Origin of the sequence: Desulfuromonas sp. (genome assembly GCF_002868845.1) — a bacterium.
Taxonomy (GTDB): Bacteria; Desulfobacterota; Desulfuromonadia; order Desulfuromonadales; family BM501; genus BM501.
On the sequence record NZ_PKUB01000038.1, the window covers coordinates 45614 to 63945 of the forward strand.

Consider the following 18332-nt stretch of genomic DNA (forward strand, 5'->3'; position numbering starts at 1 on the left):
GGTTTGTGATAGATTTCGTTCTGGTCAACGTGCCGTCGCAGTTTTTAATGGGGGCTGGCGCGACCGCAAAAACTACCGGCTTTAGGGGGAAATGTGAATCAGTTCTATAAAAATCTCGCGCTGTGGCTGGTCATCTCACTGGTGATGATCCTGCTTTTCAACATGATGACCCAGAAGGACCGCGATCAGGTGCCCATCACCTACACGGCTTTCCTGGAAGCCGTGGATGAGGGGAAGGTCCGCGAGGTTACGGTCCAGGGCTCTACCGTCGAGGGGAAGTATCAGGACGATGAGTCGTTCAAAACCTACACGCCCGAAGACCCCAGCTTGATCGTCGAGCTTCGCGAGAAGGGGGTTGTCATTCAGGCCAAACCCCAGGAGGACCGGAGCTTCTGGTTTACCCTGATGGTCTCATGGGGGCCGATCCTTCTTTTGATCGGGGTCTGGATCTTCTTCATGCGGCAGATGCAGTCCGGCGGCGGAAAGGCGATGAGTTTCGGCAAGAGCAAGGCCAAGCTCCTCTCCGAAACCCAGGGGCAAGTCACTTTCAAGGATGTAGCCGGTATTGACGAGGCCAAGGACGAGTTGGAAGAGATCGTCTCTTACCTCAAGGATCCAAAGAAGTTTACCCGCCTCGGCGGGCGCATTCCCAAGGGGGTGTTGTTGGTCGGTTCGCCCGGAACCGGCAAGACCCTTCTGGCCCGGGCCATCGCAGGGGAGGCGGGGGTGCCCTTCTTCTCCATCTCGGGCTCCGATTTCGTGGAGATGTTCGTCGGGGTCGGCGCGAGCCGGGTCCGGGATCTCTTCGTCCAGGGCAAGAAAAACGCTCCCTGCATCATCTTCATTGACGAGATCGACGCTGTCGGCCGCCACCGCGGCGCCGGTCTGGGCGGCGGCCATGACGAGCGGGAGCAGACCCTCAATCAGTTGTTGGTCGAGATGGACGGCTTCGAGTCGAACGAGGGGGTGATCCTTATCGCCGCCACCAACCGTCCCGATGTCCTCGACCCGGCTCTGCTGCGCCCCGGGCGATTCGATCGGCAGGTGGTGGTGCCCCGTCCCGATATCAAGGGGCGGTCCAAGATCCTTCAGGTTCACGCGCGCAAGGTGCCCCTCGATCCGAGCGTCGATCTTGAGGTGGTTGCCAAGGGGACTCCCGGCTTCTCCGGCGCGGATCTTGCCAACTTGGTGAACGAGGCGGCCCTGCTTGCGGCGCGGCGGAGCAAGACCCAGGTGGAGAACGAGGATCTGGATGCGGCCAAGGACAAGGTGATGATGGGTGCCGAGCGACGCTCCATGGTCATCACCGAGGAAGAGAAGAAAGTCACCGCCTACCACGAGGCCGGCCATGCCCTGGTGGCGATGTTCATCCCCGGGGCCGACCCGGTTCACAAGGTGTCCATCATCCCTCGCGGCAGGGCCATGGGGGTAACCATGTACCTGCCCGAGGAGGAGAAGTACAACGAGACCAAGGAGGGGCTGCACACCAAGATCTGTACCCTGCTCGGCGGGCGGGTGGCCGAAGAACTGAGCTTCTCGACCATTACCAGCGGCGCGAGCAACGATCTGGAGCGGGCGACGGCTATCGCCCGCAAGATGGTCTGCGAGTGGGGGATGAGCGACAAAATCGGCCCGGTGACCTTCGGCGAGAAAGAAGGGGAGGTCTTCCTGGGGCGCGACATGGGACACGTCAAAAACTACAGCGAGGCGACGGCCATCGAGATCGATGGCGAGATTCGCGACATCGTGAAGGCCAACTACGACCGCACCCGCGACATCCTCACTGCCCACAAGGACAGCCTGGTCGAGGTGTCCGAGGCCCTGCTGGAGCGGGAAAACCTGGACGGTGCGGAGATCCGCCGGATGGTCTTCGGCGAAGCGTCTGCAGCATCGGGAGACGGCGGCGGCGAAACCGTGGCGCCCGGTGCCGGTCCCTGCGTCGAAGAATCCGTTTCCCCGACGGAATAGATGGCCTTCACGCCGCGCCTTCTCTGTATCGAGGACGAGCGCCAGGGACACCGGGAAATCCTTCGGATCGGAGCCGACCCCTCCGGAGCCGAGCGCATGGCCGCCAAGATGGTGCGGACCCTGATCAAGATCCAGGGGGTTTCCTGTCGGGCGGCCAATATCCTCAAACAGGAGATGCTTGCAATCGGCGGGGATGCGGCCGTGGCAAGGGGCAGTGTGTCCTGCGCCATTCCCGAGACCGACGTTATTCTCATCGGGTCCCTCAAGACGCTCCGCCAGTTGTGCCGGCGCCTGCCCAGTCAACCTTTCGGTCTGGCGGAACTCGCTGCTGACATCGGTCGGTTGCTGCAGCGCCTGGATCATCCCCCGCTGCATCTCGAGGGGCGATCATGCCGGTTGAGCCTGCAGAGGCCGCTGGTCATGGGGATCTTGAACGTCACCCCCGACTCCTTCTCCGACGGCGGATGCTTCGCCTCCCCGGAGCGGGCCCTGCAAAGGGCCCGTCAGATGGTGGAGGAAGGGGCCGATATCATTGACGTCGGCGGGGAGAGCACCCGTCCCGGGGCGCCGCCCGTGGCTCTCGATGAGGAGCTGGACCGGGTGGTCCCGATCGTGAAGGCCCTGCGCCGGGATCTCGATGTTCCCGTCTCCGTCGATACCACCAAAGCCGTCGTGGCCCGGGAGGCTGTTGCCGCAGGTGCCGAATTCGTCAACGATGTCAGCGGTCTTCGCTTTGATCCCGAGATGGCGGAGACGGTTGCGCGAGGCGGTGCTGGGCTGTTCCTGATGCATACCCGGGGGCGTCCCGAGCAGATGCAAAGTGACACGCGCTACGGCGACCTGCTCGGGGAGATATGCGACTACCTGGAGCATAGTCTGAAGCTGGCCCGGGAGGCGGGGGTGTCGGAGAGCAAGATCGCCCTCGACCCCGGCATCGGTTTCGGCAAGGACCTCGAGGGAAACCTGGAAATCCTACGCCGCCTCGGCGAGTTGCGGGCTCTGGGACGACCGATTCTGCTGGGAACGTCGCGCAAGAGTTTTGTCGGCACGGTGCTCGGCCGCAAGGAGCCCGGGGATCGCCTCTCCGGGACGCTGGCCACCGTCGCTCTCGGCGTGGCCCAAGGCGCCCGGATTTTCCGGGTCCATGACGTGGGGCCGGCCCGGGAGGCGGCGCTGATGGCCTCGGCGGTCTGCTGGCAGGAACAGGCCGGGGAGTGACGCAGGATTCGAACCGGCTGGGTGGTTCGAGGCAGCTGCCGGATGAGCAGGATGCGGAGAGATTGCCCGGACCGAATCGGCCGGGCGGGGTTGATTCTGACTGAGGCCTGGGTGCGATGAGCGGACTGCTCGACTTTCTCAAAGACTTCCGGTGGCTGCTCGACCTGCTCGACATCGCCTTGGTCGCCTACATCATCTATCGCATCATCCTGCTCATCAAGTGGACCCGCGCCGTCCAGATGCTCCTCGGCCTGGCGGTTATCCTGATCGTCTACGTGATCTCCCAGGCGACGGGGCTCTACACCCTGCGCTGGCTGCTGGACAACTTCCTCTCCTCCATCATTCTGGTCATCATCGTCATCTTCCAGAGTGATATCCGCCGCGCCCTCATGCACGTGGGGCGCAATCCCTTTTTTGCCGATCTCTCCTATCGCGAGGAGACCGAGGTCATGGAGGAGCTGGTCAGGGCCAGCGTCAACATGGCCAACAAGCGCATCGGCGCCCTGATCGTCATCGAGCGCGAGACCGGCCTCAAGGATTTTCTCGAGGTCGGGGTGGAGATCGACGCCAAAGTCTCCAGCGACCTGATCGCTTCCATTTTTCTGCCGTACTCACCCATTCACGACGGAGCCCTGGTCATCCAGCAGGGCCGCCTCAAGCGGGCCGGCTGTTTTCTGCCCCTGACCCAGAATCCCAATGTCAGCAAGGCCCTCGGCACCCGGCACCGGGCTGCCATCGGCCTGACCGAACTGGTCGATGCGGTGGCCATCGTCGTGTCGGAGGAGACGGGCAAGATCTCGGTGGTGGTCGGGGGACGCATCACCCGGGATCTCGACTCCACAACCCTGAAGCGGGTTTTGAAGCGGCTGCTCGAGCCCCGCCCCGCCAAGAAGAAGAGTACCTGACCATGCTCAAGCTACTGACCGAAAACTGGCTGCTGAAACTGCTGTCCCTCGTCTTCGCCCTGGTGATGTGGTTTTTCGTCATGGGGGAGCAGAACCTTGAGGTCGGTTATGCAGTGCAGCTCGAACTGCAGAACGTTCCTTCGGGGATGATGGTCTCCAACGAGGTGCCCCGCCTGGTCGATGTGCGCATCAGCGGTCCACGCACAATACTGGCAAATCTGAGCCCGGCCGATATCGGGATCTCCGTTGACCTGAAGGATCTGCAACCGGGCCTGACCTCCTTCAAGCGCTTGGAGGAGCGTCTCAATATTCCCCGCGCTCTGAAGGTCACCCGGCTCTCGCCCTCCTTCGTTGATGTGAAGCTGGAGCGGGTCAAGGAAAAGTCGGTTCCGATCCGGGTTGTTCTGGCGGGGGCCCCCGCCGAGGGCTTTCAGGTCATCTCGGTGCGGACCGAGCCGAAATCGGCAACGGTGCTGGGTGCCGAGAGTGAGCTGAAGGATGTGGCCGAGGTGGTTACCGAAGTTGTGGATCTGGCACAAGTCAGGGAGAGTTTCACCCTCATGGTCCCCTTCAACTACGAAGGGCGCTATACCTCCCTAAAGGAACAAAAGACGGCGGAGGTTCAGGTGACTATTGAGTCGGTCGAACCAGTCGATCCGGGAGAACAAGGAGGGAAAATCGAGTGATGAAAAAGAAGCTTTTTGGCACCGACGGGGTCAGGGGCGTGGCCAACATCCACCCCATGACCACCGAGATGGCCATGCAGTTGGGGCGTGCCGCGGGCTACGTGTTCAAGAAGGAAAATAAGCGGCACCGGGTGGTCATTGGCAAGGACACCCGGCTTTCGGGATACATGATCGAGAATGCCCTGGCCGCCGGCATCTGCTCCATGGGGGTCGATGTCCTCCAGGTCGGCCCACTGCCGACGCCGGGGATCGCCTTCATCACCTCCTCCATGCGCGCCGACGCCGGGGTGGTGATCTCCGCTTCCCACAATCCCTACCAGGACAACGGGATCAAGTTCTTCTCCCGGGACGGGTTCAAGCTTCCCGATGAAACCGAGCTGGAGATCGAGGAACTGATCTTCTCCCACAAGATCGATTCGTTGCGTCCTACGGCTGCGGAGGTGGGCAAGGCTTTTCGCATCGACGACGCCCAGGGGCGCTATGTCGTCTTTCTCAAACATGCATTTCCCCGAGACCTCGACCTGACAGGGTTGCGCATCGTTCTGGATTGCGCCAACGGGGCGGCCTACAAGGTGGCGCCGGCGGTTCTCGAGGAACTCGGTGCCGAGGTCATCCGCTTCGGGATTTCCCCCAACGGCACCAACATCAATTCCGGCTGCGGTTCCCTTTATCCCAATGTGATCGCCGAGGCGGTCCAGGAGTACCGGGCGGACCTGGGCATGGCCCTCGACGGGGATGCGGACCGGGTGATTTTCGTCGACGAGTTCGGCAGTGAAGTCGACGGCGACCACATCATGGCTATCTGTGCAACGCGCATGCTGGCCGAGAAGCGACTGCACAAAAACACTCTCGTGGCCACGGTGATGAGTAACATGGGCCTTGATATCGCTCTTCGCAAGGCAGGGGGCAAGGTTGTCAAAACGGCGGTCGGCGACCGCTACGTGGTGGAAGAGATGCGCCGCCACGGCTATAATCTCGGTGGAGAGCAGTCGGGGCACATGATTTTCCTCGACCACAATACCACCGGCGACGGGATGATCTCCGCCCTGCAACTTCTTGCCATCATGCAGCAGACCGGAAAACCCCTCTCTGAATTGGCCAGGGTGATGGTCGCTCTGCCCCAGGTGCTGGTCAACGTGCGGGTGGCCGAACGCCGTGATCTCAAGGAAGTTCCCGAGGTGCAAAAGGTTATTGAGGCTGCTGAAAAGAAGCTCGGTTCCGAAGGCCGGGTTCTGGTGCGCTACTCGGGGACTGAACCGCTGTTGAGGGTCATGCTGGAGGGCCAGGACAAGTACCAGGTCACCGAGTTGGCTCACGAGATCGGGTTGGCCATCGAAAAGCACATGGGCGGCAAGAGGGAGGGTAAGTAGCCGTGGCTATGCTGGGAGTCAATGTGGACCATGTCGCCACCGTGCGCCAGGCCCGGGGGACCGTGGAGCCAGACCCGGTGACCGCCGCCGCCCTGGCGGAACTGGCCGGGGCCGACAGCATCACCGTCCATCTTCGCGAAGACCGGCGCCACATCCAGGATCGGGACGTGGAGCTGTTGCGGCAGACGGTCAAGACGCGGCTCAACCTGGAGATGGCGGCTACCGAGGAGATGGTGGCGATTGCCCTGCGGGTGCGGCCGGACTGCGTCACCCTCGTGCCGGAGAAGCGGGAGGAGCTGACCACCGAGGGTGGGCTTGACGTCCTTCAGCACCGCGCCCACCTTCAGGAGGCGATCGGGCGGATGCGCGCGGAGGGGCTGCCGGTCAGTCTGTTCGTCGATCCCGACCCGGCTCAGATCCGGGCAGCCCGGGACGTGGAGGCGGACCTGGTGGAGATCCACACCGGGACCTATTGCGATGCTCCCGGGGCGGCGGAGCGCTCCGCCGAACTGGCCAAGCTGGAGGCGGCGATCCGGGAGGGCCGTGGGCAGGGCCTGGGAGTCAACGCCGGGCACGGCCTCGACTACCGCAACATTCAGCCCGTGGTCGCCCTCGGCGGGGTGGAGGAATTCAATATCGGTCACAGCATCGTATCCCGGGCCGTCCTGGTCGGCTTGGAGCGCGCCGTGGGGGAGATGCTGGGTCTCGTTCGGGGCGGAGTGTTTTGAGCCCCATCGCCGGCCACGGCGTGGACCTGGCCCGGATCGAGCGGTTTCGCCGTTTTTTGGCCGAAGGCAAGACGGGTGTTATCGACCGCATCTTTACGGAGGGGGAGAAGGCCTACGCCCTGGCCCGGAAGGACCCGGCCCCTTTTCTGGCGGTGCGCTTCGCTGCCAAGGAAGCTTTTCTCAAGGCCCTCGGTCTCGGCTTGCGGGATGGCCTCAGCTGGCAGGACATGGAAGTGGTGAAGGACGAGCTGGGCTGTCCGTCGCTGCACCTTTCCGGGCGGGCCGCCGAAATATTCCGCGAGCGGTCCCTGCTGGCCGTTCATCTCTCCTACAGCCACGAGGGCCAGTACGGCATGGCCAGCGTCATCCTGGAGGGAGCATGAGACTGGTCACAGCGGACCAGATGCGCGAACTGGACCGGCGCACCATCGAGGAGGTCGGGATCCCCGGCGTCGTACTCATGGAGAATGCCGGGCGCGGCGCCGCAGAGCATCTCTGCCGGCGCTTCGCGTCCCTGAAGCCGGGGCCCGTTCTGGTCCTTGCGGGCAAGGGGAATAACGGCGGCGACGGCTACGTCATCGCCCGCCACCTGCTTGATCGGGGCTGGCAGGTTCGCACCGTGGTGCTCGCCTCGGCCGAGTCTGTCGGCGCAGATGCCGGCGTCAACTTGCGGGCACTGCGCAACAGCGGCGGAGACATTGACTTCGCCGAGGACGAGGGGGCACTACGGGCGGCTCTTGATAAAGGCCGGGGGGACACCCTCGTGGTCGATGCCCTGCTCGGGACCGGCTTGACCTCGGAAGTCCGCGGCGCCTACGCCCTGGCCATCGACTGGATCAACGACTCCGGTGCCCAGGTCCTGGCGGTCGACATCCCTTCGTGGCTCGACGGAAGCACGGGGTGTATCCTCGGTCGGGCGGTACGGGCTGACAGCACGGTCACATTCGCCTTCGCCAAGGTCGGTCACGCGGTTTTCCCGGGCGCCGGGCTGTGCGGAGAACTGCTTACGGTCGACATCGGCATTCCCGCCACCGTGGCCGATGGCGCGGGGGACGCCCTGCTTCTCGTGGAGAGCGCCGAGGCGGCAGCCCTGTTGCCGCCCCGACCGTTCTCCGGGCACAAGGGGACCTTCGGCCACCTGTTGGTGGTGGCAGGTTCCACCGGAAAATCAGGCGCTGCGGCGCTGACCGCCGAGGGCGGGCTGCGGGCCGGGGCGGGGCTGGTGACCTTGGCCTGCCCGGCAGGGGTGCACGGGGTTCTCGAGACCAAGCTCACCGAGGCCATGACCGCTCCCCTGCCGGAGGTGGACGGGGCGGTCAGTCTTCAGGCACTGCAGGCGCTTCGCTTTCACTGGGCCGGCAAGGAGGCTGTCGCTCTCGGTCCCGGCCTGGGGCAGACCGAAGAGGTCCGGGACCTGGTGCGACGCCTGGTCCGGGAATGTCCCCTGCCTCTGGTTGTGGATGCCGACGGGATCAACGCTCTGGCGCCAGATCCTTCCCCTCTCGGGGAGCGCAGCGGCCGGCCGGCGGTCCTGACCCCCCACCCGGGAGAGATGGCCCGCCTGACTGGCGGCACCGTGGCCGAGGTCGAGGCGGACCGCCTTGGCGTCTCCCGGGATTTTGCCCGGCAGTACGGGGTGGTGCTGGTTCTCAAAGGGGCGCGGACCGTGGTCGCATTTCCCGACGGCAGGGTTCGCATCAACGGCAGCGGCAACCCGGGGCTTGCCAGCGGCGGCATGGGGGACGTGTTGACCGGGGTGATCGGGGGCCTGCTTGCCCAGGGCATGAAGGTTGAAGAGGCGGCCACCCTCGGGGTTTTTCTGCACGGCCTGGCCGCCGACCGCATCCTGTCCCGCATGGGCGATGCCGGGATGCTGGCCGGCGATCTGCTGGCGGAAATTCCTGCCGCCCGAAAGCAACTACTCATCCATGGAGGGAAGCATGCGCAAAGCTAAGGACATCATGACAAAAGCGGTTCACACGGTGACCGAAGAGACGGGGGTGGAGGAATTGGCTCGCCTCTTTCAGGAAAAGGGCGTCAGCGCCCTGCCTGTTGTCGACGACGCCGGGGGGCTGCGGGGGGTGGTTACGGAAACCGATCTGGTCGCCCAGGACAAGCCCCTCCACATCCCGACGGTGATTTCACTTTTCGACTGGGTTCTTTACCTGGAGAGCGAAAAGAGTTTCCGCGAGGAGGTCAAACGCATTACCGCCCAAAAGGTTGGCGATATTTGCTCCCGGGACGTGGCCACCTGTACGCCTGAGACTTCGGTGAGCGCCATCGCCGAACTGATGGTGGAAAAGAAGGCCCACCTCATCCCGGTGGTCGAGGGAAAGAAGCTGGTCGGGGTGGTGGCCAGGTTGGACATCATTCGCGCCATGGGCGCCTAGGCCATGCGGCAGTGGGCCCATGAAACGGCATCGCCGGAAGAGACGCGCCGTCTCGGGCAACTGCTTGGTGAGCTGATAGCCGGGCCGCAACGCATTTATCTGCGCGGTGACCTGGGCGCGGGCAAGACCTGCTTTGTTCAGGGGCTGGCCCGGGGCCTCGGGGTTTCTCCCGCTGAACCCGTCACCAGTCCCTCTTACACCCTCATGAATGCGTATAGCGGTCGTCTGCAGCTTTTTCACTTCGACCTCTATCGCCTCGCCCATCCCGAGGACCTGGAAGACTTGGACTTGACCGAGTATCTGCACGGAACCGGGGTGGCGGTGGTGGAGTGGGCGGAGCGGATGCCCGGTTCGGACCAGGAAGGCCTCATGGTCGATTTGGAATACGAGGATGAATGTGCCCGGAGTCTGATCTTCCGGGCGCGGGGGGTGGGGGCGGAGAGCTTGCTGGAGCAACTGGCGTCCCATTGGACGCAGGGGAGAGCTGCGCAATGAAAGAGTTCGATGTTGCCATTGTCGGGGCCGGCCCCGGCGGATACGTGGCCGCCATTCGCGCCGCCCAGGCGGGCGCTTGCGTTTGCCTGATCGAGGACGACGAGGTCGGCGGGACCTGCCTGAATCGGGGGTGCATTCCGACCAAGGCTCTCTACAGTACCGCCCGTCTGATGCACCATATCCGTTCGGCGGGCGAGCACGGCATTCGGGTTGGCGAGCTTGGATTCGATTTTCCCCAGGCCGCCCGTCGCAAGGACCAGGTGGTGGAGAAGCTGGTCCGCGGGGTGGAACAACTTCTCAAGGGACACGGGGTCGAGGTCTTCCGCGGCCGCGCCTCCCTCGAGGGCGAGGGGAGGATTCGCATCCGCAGGGCCGAGGTCGTGGGGCATATCCGGGCCAGGCGTATCATCCTCGCCACGGGGTCACTCCCTGCCCGTCCGAAGGGCCTTCCCGTGGACGGGAAAAATGTTTTGACCAGCAATGAAATTCTTGCTATGAAGGATCTGCCCCGCAGCCTGCTTGTTGTCGGCGGCGGTTATATCGGGTGCGAGTTTGCCAGTATTTTTAGCGCCTTTGGCACCAAGGTCACCGTTGTCGAGTTGTTGCCGACTCTGCTGGGCCATACCGACCGGCTGGCCGTGCGGGAAGTGGAGAAGTCCCTGCGAGAGGCCGGGGTTGCCGTTCACACAGGGACGGCCGTCGAGGCTCTGGACGTGGTCGAGGGAGGGGTCAAGGTTCGCCTCGGCGGCGGTGAGAGTCTGGTTGTCGAGAAGGCTCTGGTGGCCGTTGGCCGGGTGCCCAACAGTCATGGCCTCGGTCTCGAGGAGTCTGGCGTTCGCCTCGAAAATGGCGCCGTGGCTGTGGATGACCGCATGGCGACATCCGCCGAAGGGGTTTATGCCATCGGGGATGTCACCGGGGGGATTCAACTGGCTCACGTGGCCTCCTACCAGGCCGGGGTGGCCGTCACCAATGCCCTGGGGGGGGATGCCCGGGCCGACTACCGTGTCGTTCCCAGCACTCTTTTCACCCTTCCCGAAATCGGCCAGGTCGGCTTGAGCGAGGCCGCCTGCAAGGAGAAGGGGATCGAGACCCGGGTCGGGCGATTCGCCTACCAGGCATCGAGCAAGGCTCTGTGTGCCGGAGAGGTGCGGGGGTCGGTGCAGGTCGTGTCTGACCGGGGGGATGGAAAAATTCTCGGGGCTGCGGTCGTCGGGGACGAGGCGTCGACCCTGATCGCCGAGGTCGCTGCCGCCATGAGCGGCTGGATGACCGCCGTCGAACTCGGGGAGGTGATCCATTCCCATCCCACCCTGCCGGAGATGATAAAAGAGGCCGCCGAGGACACAGCAGGGCGCGCCGTGCACAAGGTGGGGCGTAAAGCGGGACGGGCCCCGGCAAAGAAGGCATGATGAAACTGCGGCCGCCTCGGCGTCCGGTTCAGGCAAAAGGAGGAATCCAAAACCATGGCATTGGTTGTGCAGAAATACGGCGGAACGTCCGTCGGGTCGATTGAAAAGATTCGCAATGTCGCCCGGCGGGTGGCCAAAACCTACGACGAAGGCAACGACGTTGTCGTGGTCGTCTCCGCCATGGCCGGGGAGACCAACAAACTGGTGGCCCTGGCCAACGAGATATCCGAATTTCCCAGCGAGCGCGAATATGACGTGCTTGTATCCACCGGCGAGCAGGTGACCATTGCCCTGCTCTCCATGTGCCTGCAGTCGATGGGCTACAAGGCCAAAAGCTATCTCGGTCATCAGATCGCGATTCGCACCGACAACACCTTCTCCAAGGCGCGCATCGAGAAGATCGAAGACAAAAAGGTGCGCGAAGACCTGAAGAAGGGAACCATCATCGTGGTGGCCGGCTTCCAGGGGGCGGACAAGGAAGGGAACATCACCACTTTCGGCCGGGGCGGTTCCGATACCTCTGCGGTGGCCGTTGCTGCCGGGCTCAAGGCCGATGTCTGCGAGATCTACACCGATGTGGACGGGGTTTACACCACCGATCCCCGCATCGTTCCAGAAGCCTCGAAAATTGAGAAGGTCTCCTACGATGAGATGTTGGAGATGGCTTCTCTCGGGGCGAAGATTTTGCAGATCCGCTCTGTGGAGTTCGCCAAGAAATACGGCGTGGTGGTCCACGTTCGTTCCAGTTTTAACGACAATCTAGGGACCCTGGTGATGAAGGAGGATGCTGATATGGAGACCGTTCTGGTTTCAGGAATTACGTTCAACAAGGATGAGGCCAAGATTTCGGTGATGCGGGTTCCCGACAAGCCGGGGATCGCCGCTCAGCTCTTCTCCCCCTTGTCCCACGCCAACATCACCGTGGACATGATCATTCAGAATGTCTCCCACGAGGGGTTCACTGACATGACCTTCACCGTTCCCAAGGCCGATTTCAAAAAGGCCCTCAAGATCGTCGAGGAGAATGCCAGGGAGATCGGCGCCGGCGGCGTGTAGAGCGACGAGGATATCGCCAAGGTCTCCGTCGTCGGGGTCGGCATGCGTTCCCACTCGGGTGTCGCCAGCAAGATGTTCCAGACCCTGTCTCAGGAGGGGGTCAACATTCAGATGATCTCCACCAGCGAGATCAAGGTTTCGTGCGTCGTCGACGCCAAGTACACCGAACTTGCCGTGCGCGTCCTGCACGAGGCTTTCGGTTTGGCGAAGAAAGACGTGAAGCCCGAGTAGTTCATCCTGCCGGGGGAGAAGCCATCCCCGCGACTCAATGAAGGTGTGGTGCCATGAACCTGATCCGACTGTACGACACGACCCTGAGGGACGGGACCCAGGCCGAGGATGTTTCCTTCCTGGTGGCCGACAAGATTCGCATCGCCCAGAAGTTGGACGAACTGGGGATTCACTACATCGAGGGCGGCTGGCCCGGATCCAACCCCAAGGACATCGCCTTTTTCAAGGAGATCAAGAAAGTCTCCCTGAACCAGGCCAAAATCGCAGCATTCGGTTCCACCCGGAGGGCGAAGTCGACGCCGGACAAGGACAACAATATCCAGACCCTGATCCAGGCCGACCCGGACACGGTCACCATCTTCGGCAAGACCTGGGACTTTCACGTCCGCGAAGCCTTGCGCATCAGTCTCGAGGAGAACCTGGAACTCATCAACGACTCCCTGGAGTATTTGAAGAGCCACGTGGGCGAGGTCGTCTACGACGCCGAGCACTTCTTCGACGGGTACAAGGCCAACCCCGAGTACGCCATCAAGACCCTGCAGGCGGCCCAGGAGGCCAAGGTCGACTGCATTGTGCTGTGCGACACCAACGGCGGCACCATGCCCTATGAAATCCCCGGCATCATCGCCGAGGTGCAAAAGACCATCTCCACTCCCCTTGGAATCCATACCCACAACGATGGCGAGTGTGCCGTGGCCAACTCCCTGGTGGCGGTGGACTGCGGCATCGTTCATATCCAGGGGACCATCAACGGTTTCGGCGAGCGCTGCGGCAATGCCAACCTGTGCTCCATCATTCCCGCTCTGCGCCTCAAAATGGGCAAGGAATGCGTCACCGACGAACAACTGCAGCGGCTGCGCGAGATTTCCCGCACCATCTACGAGCTGGCCAACCTGGTCCCCAACAAACACCAGGCCTATGTCGGCAACTCCGCTTTCGCCCACAAGGGGGGGGTTCACGTTTCGGCCATTCAGCGCCATCCCGAAACCTACGAGCACATTCGGCCGGAACGGGTGGGGAACGTCACCCGGGTCCTGGTTTCCGATCTCTCCGGGCGCGCCAACATCCTGGCCAAGGCCGAGCAGTTCAACATCAACCTCGACAGCAAAGACCCCGTCACCCTGGAGATCCTCGAGGACATCAAGGAGATGGAGAACAAGGGCTACCAGTTCGAGGGGGCCGAGGCCTCCTTCGACCTGCTCATGCGCCGCGCCCTGGGGACCCTCCGCCACTACTTCTCGGTCATCGGCTTCCGGGTCATCGACACCAAGAGGCACGAGGACGAGATACCCATGTCCGAAGCCACGGTGCAGGTCAAGGTCGGGGGCAAGATCGAACACACCGCCGCAGAGGGACACGGTCCGGTCAATGCTCTGGACAACGCCCTGCGCAAGGCCCTGGAAAACTTCTACCCCCAACTCAAGCAGATGCGCCTGCTCGACTACAAGGTCAGGGTCCTGCCAGCCGGCAAGGGGACGGCTTCGATTACCCGGGTTCTGATCGAGTCCGGGGACAAGACATCCCGCTGGGGAACGGTGGGGGTGAGTGACAACATCATCGACGCCTCCTATCAAGCCCTGGTCGATGCCCTGCACTACAAGCTTCTTAAGGACCAGGAGAGCTGAAATTGACGTCTCCCCGCGGGACGACCCTGCTGGTGTTTATTCTTTTGTCCCTGTTTGCCTGGATCGGCGGCCGGGGGACCTTCCAAAGTGAAGGTCCCCCGGCTTTTTTCGTGGAACCACAGGGTGAGGTATGGGTGAAATTTAGGGAGGGGTTTCCTTCGCAAGGAATTCACCAAATTTCTGACGGTTCGTCGATCCGAAGCGTCATTAAAGTGACGGGTCTTCCCCTGGCGTTCGACATCGTTGGGGATCCCTGCCTGGACTTCCCCCTGCAAGCGGGGGCGACCCTGGATATCCGAGTCGTGGAAGGGGAAATTGTCGCAGTTAAGAGGGGTTGGATGAGTGCGACAGAGCGTATCGCTCTCAATATCCCCTTGCATCCCGAACGCATGACACTGGAGGACTGGGAGGCATTGCCCGGAATAGGGGAGAGTCTGGCCCGAAGGATCGAAGAGGATCGTCAAAAAAATGGCGATTTCGGCGCCCTTGAGGGGGTAAAAAGGGTTAAGGGGGTCGGCCCTAAGCGCCTTGAACGCTGGAAAATGTATTTTTAACAAATTGTTTTAATTGTGTAAAGGCTCGATATTGTTTCAAAAAATGGAATAAGGAGGGTTTGGCTCGGGGGTTTTTCCTTCCGGCGGCAAGATCTGGCACGACATGTGTAGTTGTTAACGATGAAACAGACAACAAAGATCATCTGTTGCCGAATAACATATCAAAGGGGGAAAAATCATGAAATGTCCCAAATGCCGAGGCAGAATGTACGCCGAGAAGTACTATGATTTCGTTCGCTCTTTCGATGCTTGGAAATGTTGCGCCTGCGGGGAGGTGGTCGACCCCACAATCCTGACCAACAGAGCCCGCAACCACAACCTTTTCCTCGGGTGATCTGAACCTGTCAGGGATGCCCCACGTACAATACCATTGATGCGAAGCGCCGGGTCCTGTCCCGGCGCTTTCAGTTTTTCAGGAATAAAAACGCTCCCTTCGTTTCAAATATTCACACGGTTCAAACCGCGGACCCAGGGTCTTGGCGAGTTTTTACAGAGACAGAACGACTCCCTGTAGGCCCCGGTTGTCCGCCCAGCGACAGGGTCCTCCAAGGAACGGCGGAAAACCGGCTCCGAAGACCATTCCGGTATCGACGTCCTCCGGGGCGATGGCCACCTGTTCCTCCAGACAGCGGCCCGCCTCGTTGAGTATGAGGTAAAGCAGCCTCTCTACGTCCTCTCCAGTGGCTTCTCTTTCGGGGCGCAGGCCAAGCAGAATGTCGGCCTCCGGGTTCGATCCCGCGCTGTGCTCTCCGTGGTAGAGGTAAAAACCCGCCCCCCCTTTCTTGCCGACAAGGCCGCTTTCGACAGCCCGCTCCAGCAAGGGGCAGGTTGCCAGGTATGGAAAGGCCCCTGCGAGTGTTGTCCCCACCTCCGCGGCGATATCGATTCCTACTTCGTCAATGAGGCGGAAAGGCCCCATGGGCAGTCCGAAGTCCTTGACCCTTTTGTCCAGGGAGACCCGTTCCACCCCCGCTTCGGCCAGCATAACGGCTTCCAGGAGGTAGGCGACAAGCAGGCGGTTGACCAGGAACCCTGGGCGGTCGGCGACAATGATAGGGGTTTTCCCAAGCCTCACGGCCGTTGCGAAGAGGGTGGCAGCGGTCTGTTCCGAGGTCTGTTCACCGCGGACCACTTCCACCAGCGGCATGCGGTCAACGGGGTTGAAGAAATGCAGGCCCCCGACCCGCTGAGGGCGGGCTGAAACTTTCTGCAGCTCAGTGACCGAGAGGGCTGAGGTGTTAGTCGCTATCAGGGATGCTTCCGAAAGCGTTTCCTCTACCTCCTTAAGGACCGCCTGTTTCACCCCCATGTTCTCGACCACCGCCTCGACCACGAGATCGACACCCTCGAACTCCCGGTAGCTGGTTGTTACGGTGATGAAACCCATGTTTTTAATAACCGCCTCCTCCCCCAGGCCTTTCTTTGCGAATTTGCGGGTGAAAATCTCCCGGGCGTGGTCCAACCCCTTCTCCACAGCCTCGGGGCGGATGTCCTTGAGGATGACGGAGATTTTTTTCGAGGCGATAAGCTGGGCGATGCCCCCCCCCATGACTCCGGCTCCGAGGACGGCCGCCTTGCGAATTTCCAGTGGTTCGGCTGCAAGCTCCGCCCCCTTCTTGGGGCGCTGGGACAGATGGTAGACGTTGATGAGGTTCTTGCACTCGGGGGTGATGATCAGGCGTCCGAGTTCCAGGGCCTCCAGTTCCAAGCCCTGTTTCAGGGGCATGCCGAGACCCTTGCGCATGACCTCCAGGGCTTTCAGGGGGGCGGGGTAGTGGCGCCCTATCTTTTGTCGGAGATTCTTTTCTGCAACCCTGAACAGGAGCGCTCGTCCCGGGGCGGTCCTTTCAAGGAGAAGGTTTCGCAGCCCTCCCCGTTTTGTTTTTCGGGCAGCCTCAATCCGTCGCCTGTCGTTGGCCGCTTCGCGGACCAACTCCGTTGCCCGCTCCAGCAGACGGTCCTTGGGGACAACGGCATCGACCAGGCCGGTTCGGGACGCCTCTTCAGCGCCCATCGTTCGGCCGCTGAGCACCATGTCGAGGGCCTTCTGGACGGAGATCAGCCGGGGCAGGCGCTGGGTGCCGCCGAAGCCCGGCAGGATCCCCAGGCGGGTCTCTGGCAGGGCGATGGCCGCGTCGTCAGCGGCAACGCGCCCGTGGCAGGCCAGGGCGAATTCAGTGCCCCCCCCCATGCAGTGGCCGTGAATGGCGGCTACCACCGGAAAGGGCAGGGCGGCCCAGCGGTCGAAGATGCGCTGCCCTTCCCGGGCCAGGGCGGTCCCTGCCGCCGGGTCGGTGACACCTTCGATGGCCCCGATGTCGGCCCCGGCGATAAATCCACCCTTTTTTGCGCTGAGAACGAGCGCGCCCTGCAGGTCCCTGCGGGCGGCCAGCTCTCCTGCGATGGAATCGAACTCGGCGAGGAAGGCGGCATTGAGGATGTTGACCTTTTCCTCCGGCGCGTCCAGGGTGACCCGGGCGATGCCTTCTTCTACGGTGATGAGGATATGACGGCCCATGGCTCCTCCCGGTGAGGGTTGATATATATTTTAATGATATCGCATGCCTGAGAGTGGGCAAGGGGGAACGGCCGGTTTTGTCCGAAGGCCGGGGCCTGCTTGCCATCCGAGGCGTAGTTGTTAGTATTTAATGGGTTTACACAAGGATTGCCCTACATAACGGATCGGTCAAATAGAGATGAAAGCGAAGACGGAAAGGGCCCGGCTCGAGCCGCGGGAACTGCTGGCCATGTATCGTGACATGGTACGTATCCGGGAGTTCGAGGAGGCCTGTCCCAAGCTCTACAGCCAGGGCAAGATGGGGGGGTTCCTGCACCTTTACAGCGGTCAGGAAGCCGTCGCCGTCGGGGTGGCCCATGCCATTCACAGCGACGACTACATGATCGGCGCCTACCGGGAACACGGCCTGCTCCTTGCCAAGGGAGCCCACCCCGGCGGGGTTATGGCCGAGCTTTTCGGGAAGGCTACGGGGGTGAGCAAGGGCAAGGGCGGGTCGATGCACCTCTGCGATGCCGAGAGGCGGTTTCTGGGCGGTTACGGCATTGTCGGAGGGCATCTGCCCATAGCGGTCGGCATCGGATATTCCATCTTCTATCGGCAGGGCGACGAGGTGGTGGTCTGCCTGTTCGGAGACGGCGCAACCAATCAGGGGGTCTTTCACGAAGCCATGAACATGGCCGCCCTGTACCGGGTGCCGGTGGTTTTCCTCTGCGAGAACAACGGCTACGGCATCGGCACGAGCGGTTTGCGGGCCAGTGCCGTGGAGCAGCTGTATAAAAAAAGCTGCGCCTACGAGACCCCCGGTGTCAAGGTGGACGGGATGGACGTCCTGGCCGTCTACGAAACGGTTCGCCGGGCGGTGCAGCGAGCCCGGGAGGGGGAGGGGCCGAGTTACATCGAGGCCCTGACCTACCGCTTCCGAGGGCACTCGATCTCGGACCCGGGGACCTACCGCAGCGAGCAGGAGAAGAAGATCTGGCTGGAGCGCGATCCCATTCCAAACTTCGCCGCATGGCTGATCTCGGAGGGCCACGCAAACCGTGGGGAAGTCGAGGATATCGATGCCGAGCAGAGGGAGGTGATTGCCGAGGCGGTCCGCTTCGCGGAGCAGAGCCCTGATCCCGATCTCTCAGAGTTGTGGACCGACGTCTACGTCGAATCCTGAACGGGGGAAAG

The 18332-nt window shown here is 62.3% G+C and carries 16 protein-coding genes and 1 pseudogene; 16 read left to right on the plus strand and 1 reads right to left on the minus strand.

The genetic code is table 11. The features are described from left to right. The first annotated feature begins 93 nt into the window (after positions 1 to 93). From ftsH to C0617_RS11130, 15 genes and pseudogenes are all read left to right on the plus strand, one after another. Positions 94 to 1968 (plus strand): ATP-dependent zinc metalloprotease FtsH, encoded by a 1875-nt coding sequence (gene ftsH / locus C0617_RS11055; RefSeq protein WP_291317081.1) that lies wholly within the window; start codon positions 94 to 96, stop codon positions 1966 to 1968. After that, entirely contained in the window at positions 1969 to 3186 is a 1218-nt protein-coding gene (gene folP / locus C0617_RS11060) for a dihydropteroate synthase (RefSeq protein ID WP_291317082.1), read from the plus strand. Positions 3187 to 3302: 116 nt separating this feature from the next. Continuing rightward, positions 3303 to 4091 (plus strand): diadenylate cyclase CdaA, encoded by a 789-nt coding sequence (gene cdaA / locus C0617_RS11065; RefSeq protein WP_291317083.1) that lies wholly within the window; start codon positions 3303 to 3305, stop codon positions 4089 to 4091. Positions 4092 to 4093: 2 nt separating this feature from the next. Further along, positions 4094 to 4777 carry a CdaR family protein gene (locus C0617_RS11070; RefSeq protein WP_291317084.1) on the plus strand — a complete coding sequence of 228 codons (684 nt, stop codon included), beginning with the start codon at positions 4094 to 4096 and terminating at the stop codon, positions 4775 to 4777. Beyond that, positions 4777 to 6147: a phosphoglucosamine mutase gene (gene glmM / locus C0617_RS11075; RefSeq protein WP_291317085.1), complete on the plus strand. Its 1371-nt coding sequence runs from the start codon at positions 4777 to 4779 to the stop codon at positions 6145 to 6147. Before C0617_RS11070 ends, glmM begins: the two co-directional genes overlap by 1 nt. Before the next feature lie 2 nt (positions 6148 to 6149). Then, a complete protein-coding gene (locus C0617_RS11080) occupies positions 6150 to 6875 on the plus strand; it encodes a pyridoxine 5'-phosphate synthase (protein ID WP_363324400.1) in 726 nt (241 codons plus the stop codon). After that, positions 6872 to 7258, plus strand: a complete 387-nt coding sequence (acpS, locus tag C0617_RS11085; RefSeq protein WP_291317086.1) for a holo-ACP synthase — start codon at positions 6872 to 6874, stop codon at positions 7256 to 7258. Before C0617_RS11080 ends, acpS begins: the two co-directional genes overlap by 4 nt. Further along, positions 7255 to 8829 carry an NAD(P)H-hydrate dehydratase gene (locus tag C0617_RS11090; RefSeq protein WP_291317087.1) on the plus strand — a complete coding sequence of 525 codons (1575 nt, stop codon included), beginning with the start codon at positions 7255 to 7257 and terminating at the stop codon, positions 8827 to 8829. Before acpS ends, C0617_RS11090 begins: the two co-directional genes overlap by 4 nt. After that, positions 8816 to 9265 carry a CBS domain-containing protein gene (locus C0617_RS11095; RefSeq protein WP_291317088.1) on the plus strand — a complete coding sequence of 150 codons (450 nt, stop codon included), beginning with the start codon at positions 8816 to 8818 and terminating at the stop codon, positions 9263 to 9265. The genes C0617_RS11090 and C0617_RS11095 overlap by 14 nt, the downstream gene beginning before the upstream one ends. 3 nt (positions 9266 to 9268) lie before the next feature. Continuing rightward, positions 9269 to 9760 carry a tRNA (adenosine(37)-N6)-threonylcarbamoyltransferase complex ATPase subunit type 1 TsaE gene (gene tsaE / locus C0617_RS11100; protein ID WP_291317089.1) on the plus strand — a complete coding sequence of 164 codons (492 nt, stop codon included), beginning with the start codon at positions 9269 to 9271 and terminating at the stop codon, positions 9758 to 9760. Beyond that, complete coding sequence (gene lpdA / locus C0617_RS11105; protein ID WP_291317090.1) at positions 9757 to 11172, plus strand: dihydrolipoyl dehydrogenase; 1416 nt, start codon at positions 9757 to 9759, stop codon at positions 11170 to 11172. Before tsaE ends, lpdA begins: the two co-directional genes overlap by 4 nt. 54 nt (positions 11173 to 11226) lie before the next feature. Further along, positions 11227 to 12459 (plus strand): annotated as a pseudogene (locus C0617_RS11110) (aspartate kinase). Positions 12460 to 12512: 53 nt separating this feature from the next. Further along, positions 12513 to 14084 carry a citramalate synthase gene (cimA, locus tag C0617_RS11120; RefSeq protein ID WP_291317092.1) on the plus strand — a complete coding sequence of 524 codons (1572 nt, stop codon included), beginning with the start codon at positions 12513 to 12515 and terminating at the stop codon, positions 14082 to 14084. 2 nt (positions 14085 to 14086) lie between these two features. Beyond that, positions 14087 to 14638 (plus strand): helix-hairpin-helix domain-containing protein, encoded by a 552-nt coding sequence (locus C0617_RS11125; RefSeq protein WP_291317093.1) that lies wholly within the window; start codon positions 14087 to 14089, stop codon positions 14636 to 14638. Positions 14639 to 14816: 178 nt separating this feature from the next. Beyond that, positions 14817 to 14972: a hypothetical protein gene (locus tag C0617_RS11130; RefSeq protein ID WP_291317094.1), complete on the plus strand. Its 156-nt coding sequence runs from the start codon at positions 14817 to 14819 to the stop codon at positions 14970 to 14972. A 153-nt stretch (positions 14973 to 15125) separates the two neighbouring features. On the opposite strand, the gene C0617_RS11135 is transcribed toward C0617_RS11130, so the two are convergent. Next, positions 15126 to 17156: a 3-hydroxyacyl-CoA dehydrogenase NAD-binding domain-containing protein gene (locus C0617_RS11135; protein ID WP_291317095.1), complete on the minus strand. Its 2031-nt coding sequence runs from the start codon at positions 17154 to 17156 to the stop codon at positions 15126 to 15128. 178 nt (positions 17157 to 17334) lie between these two features. On the opposite strand from C0617_RS11135, the gene pdhA reads away from it, so the two are divergent. Next, positions 17335 to 18321 carry a pyruvate dehydrogenase (acetyl-transferring) E1 component subunit alpha gene (pdhA, locus tag C0617_RS11140; RefSeq protein WP_291317096.1) on the plus strand — a complete coding sequence of 329 codons (987 nt, stop codon included), beginning with the start codon at positions 17335 to 17337 and terminating at the stop codon, positions 18319 to 18321. Positions 18322 to 18332: the final 11 nt, after the last annotated feature.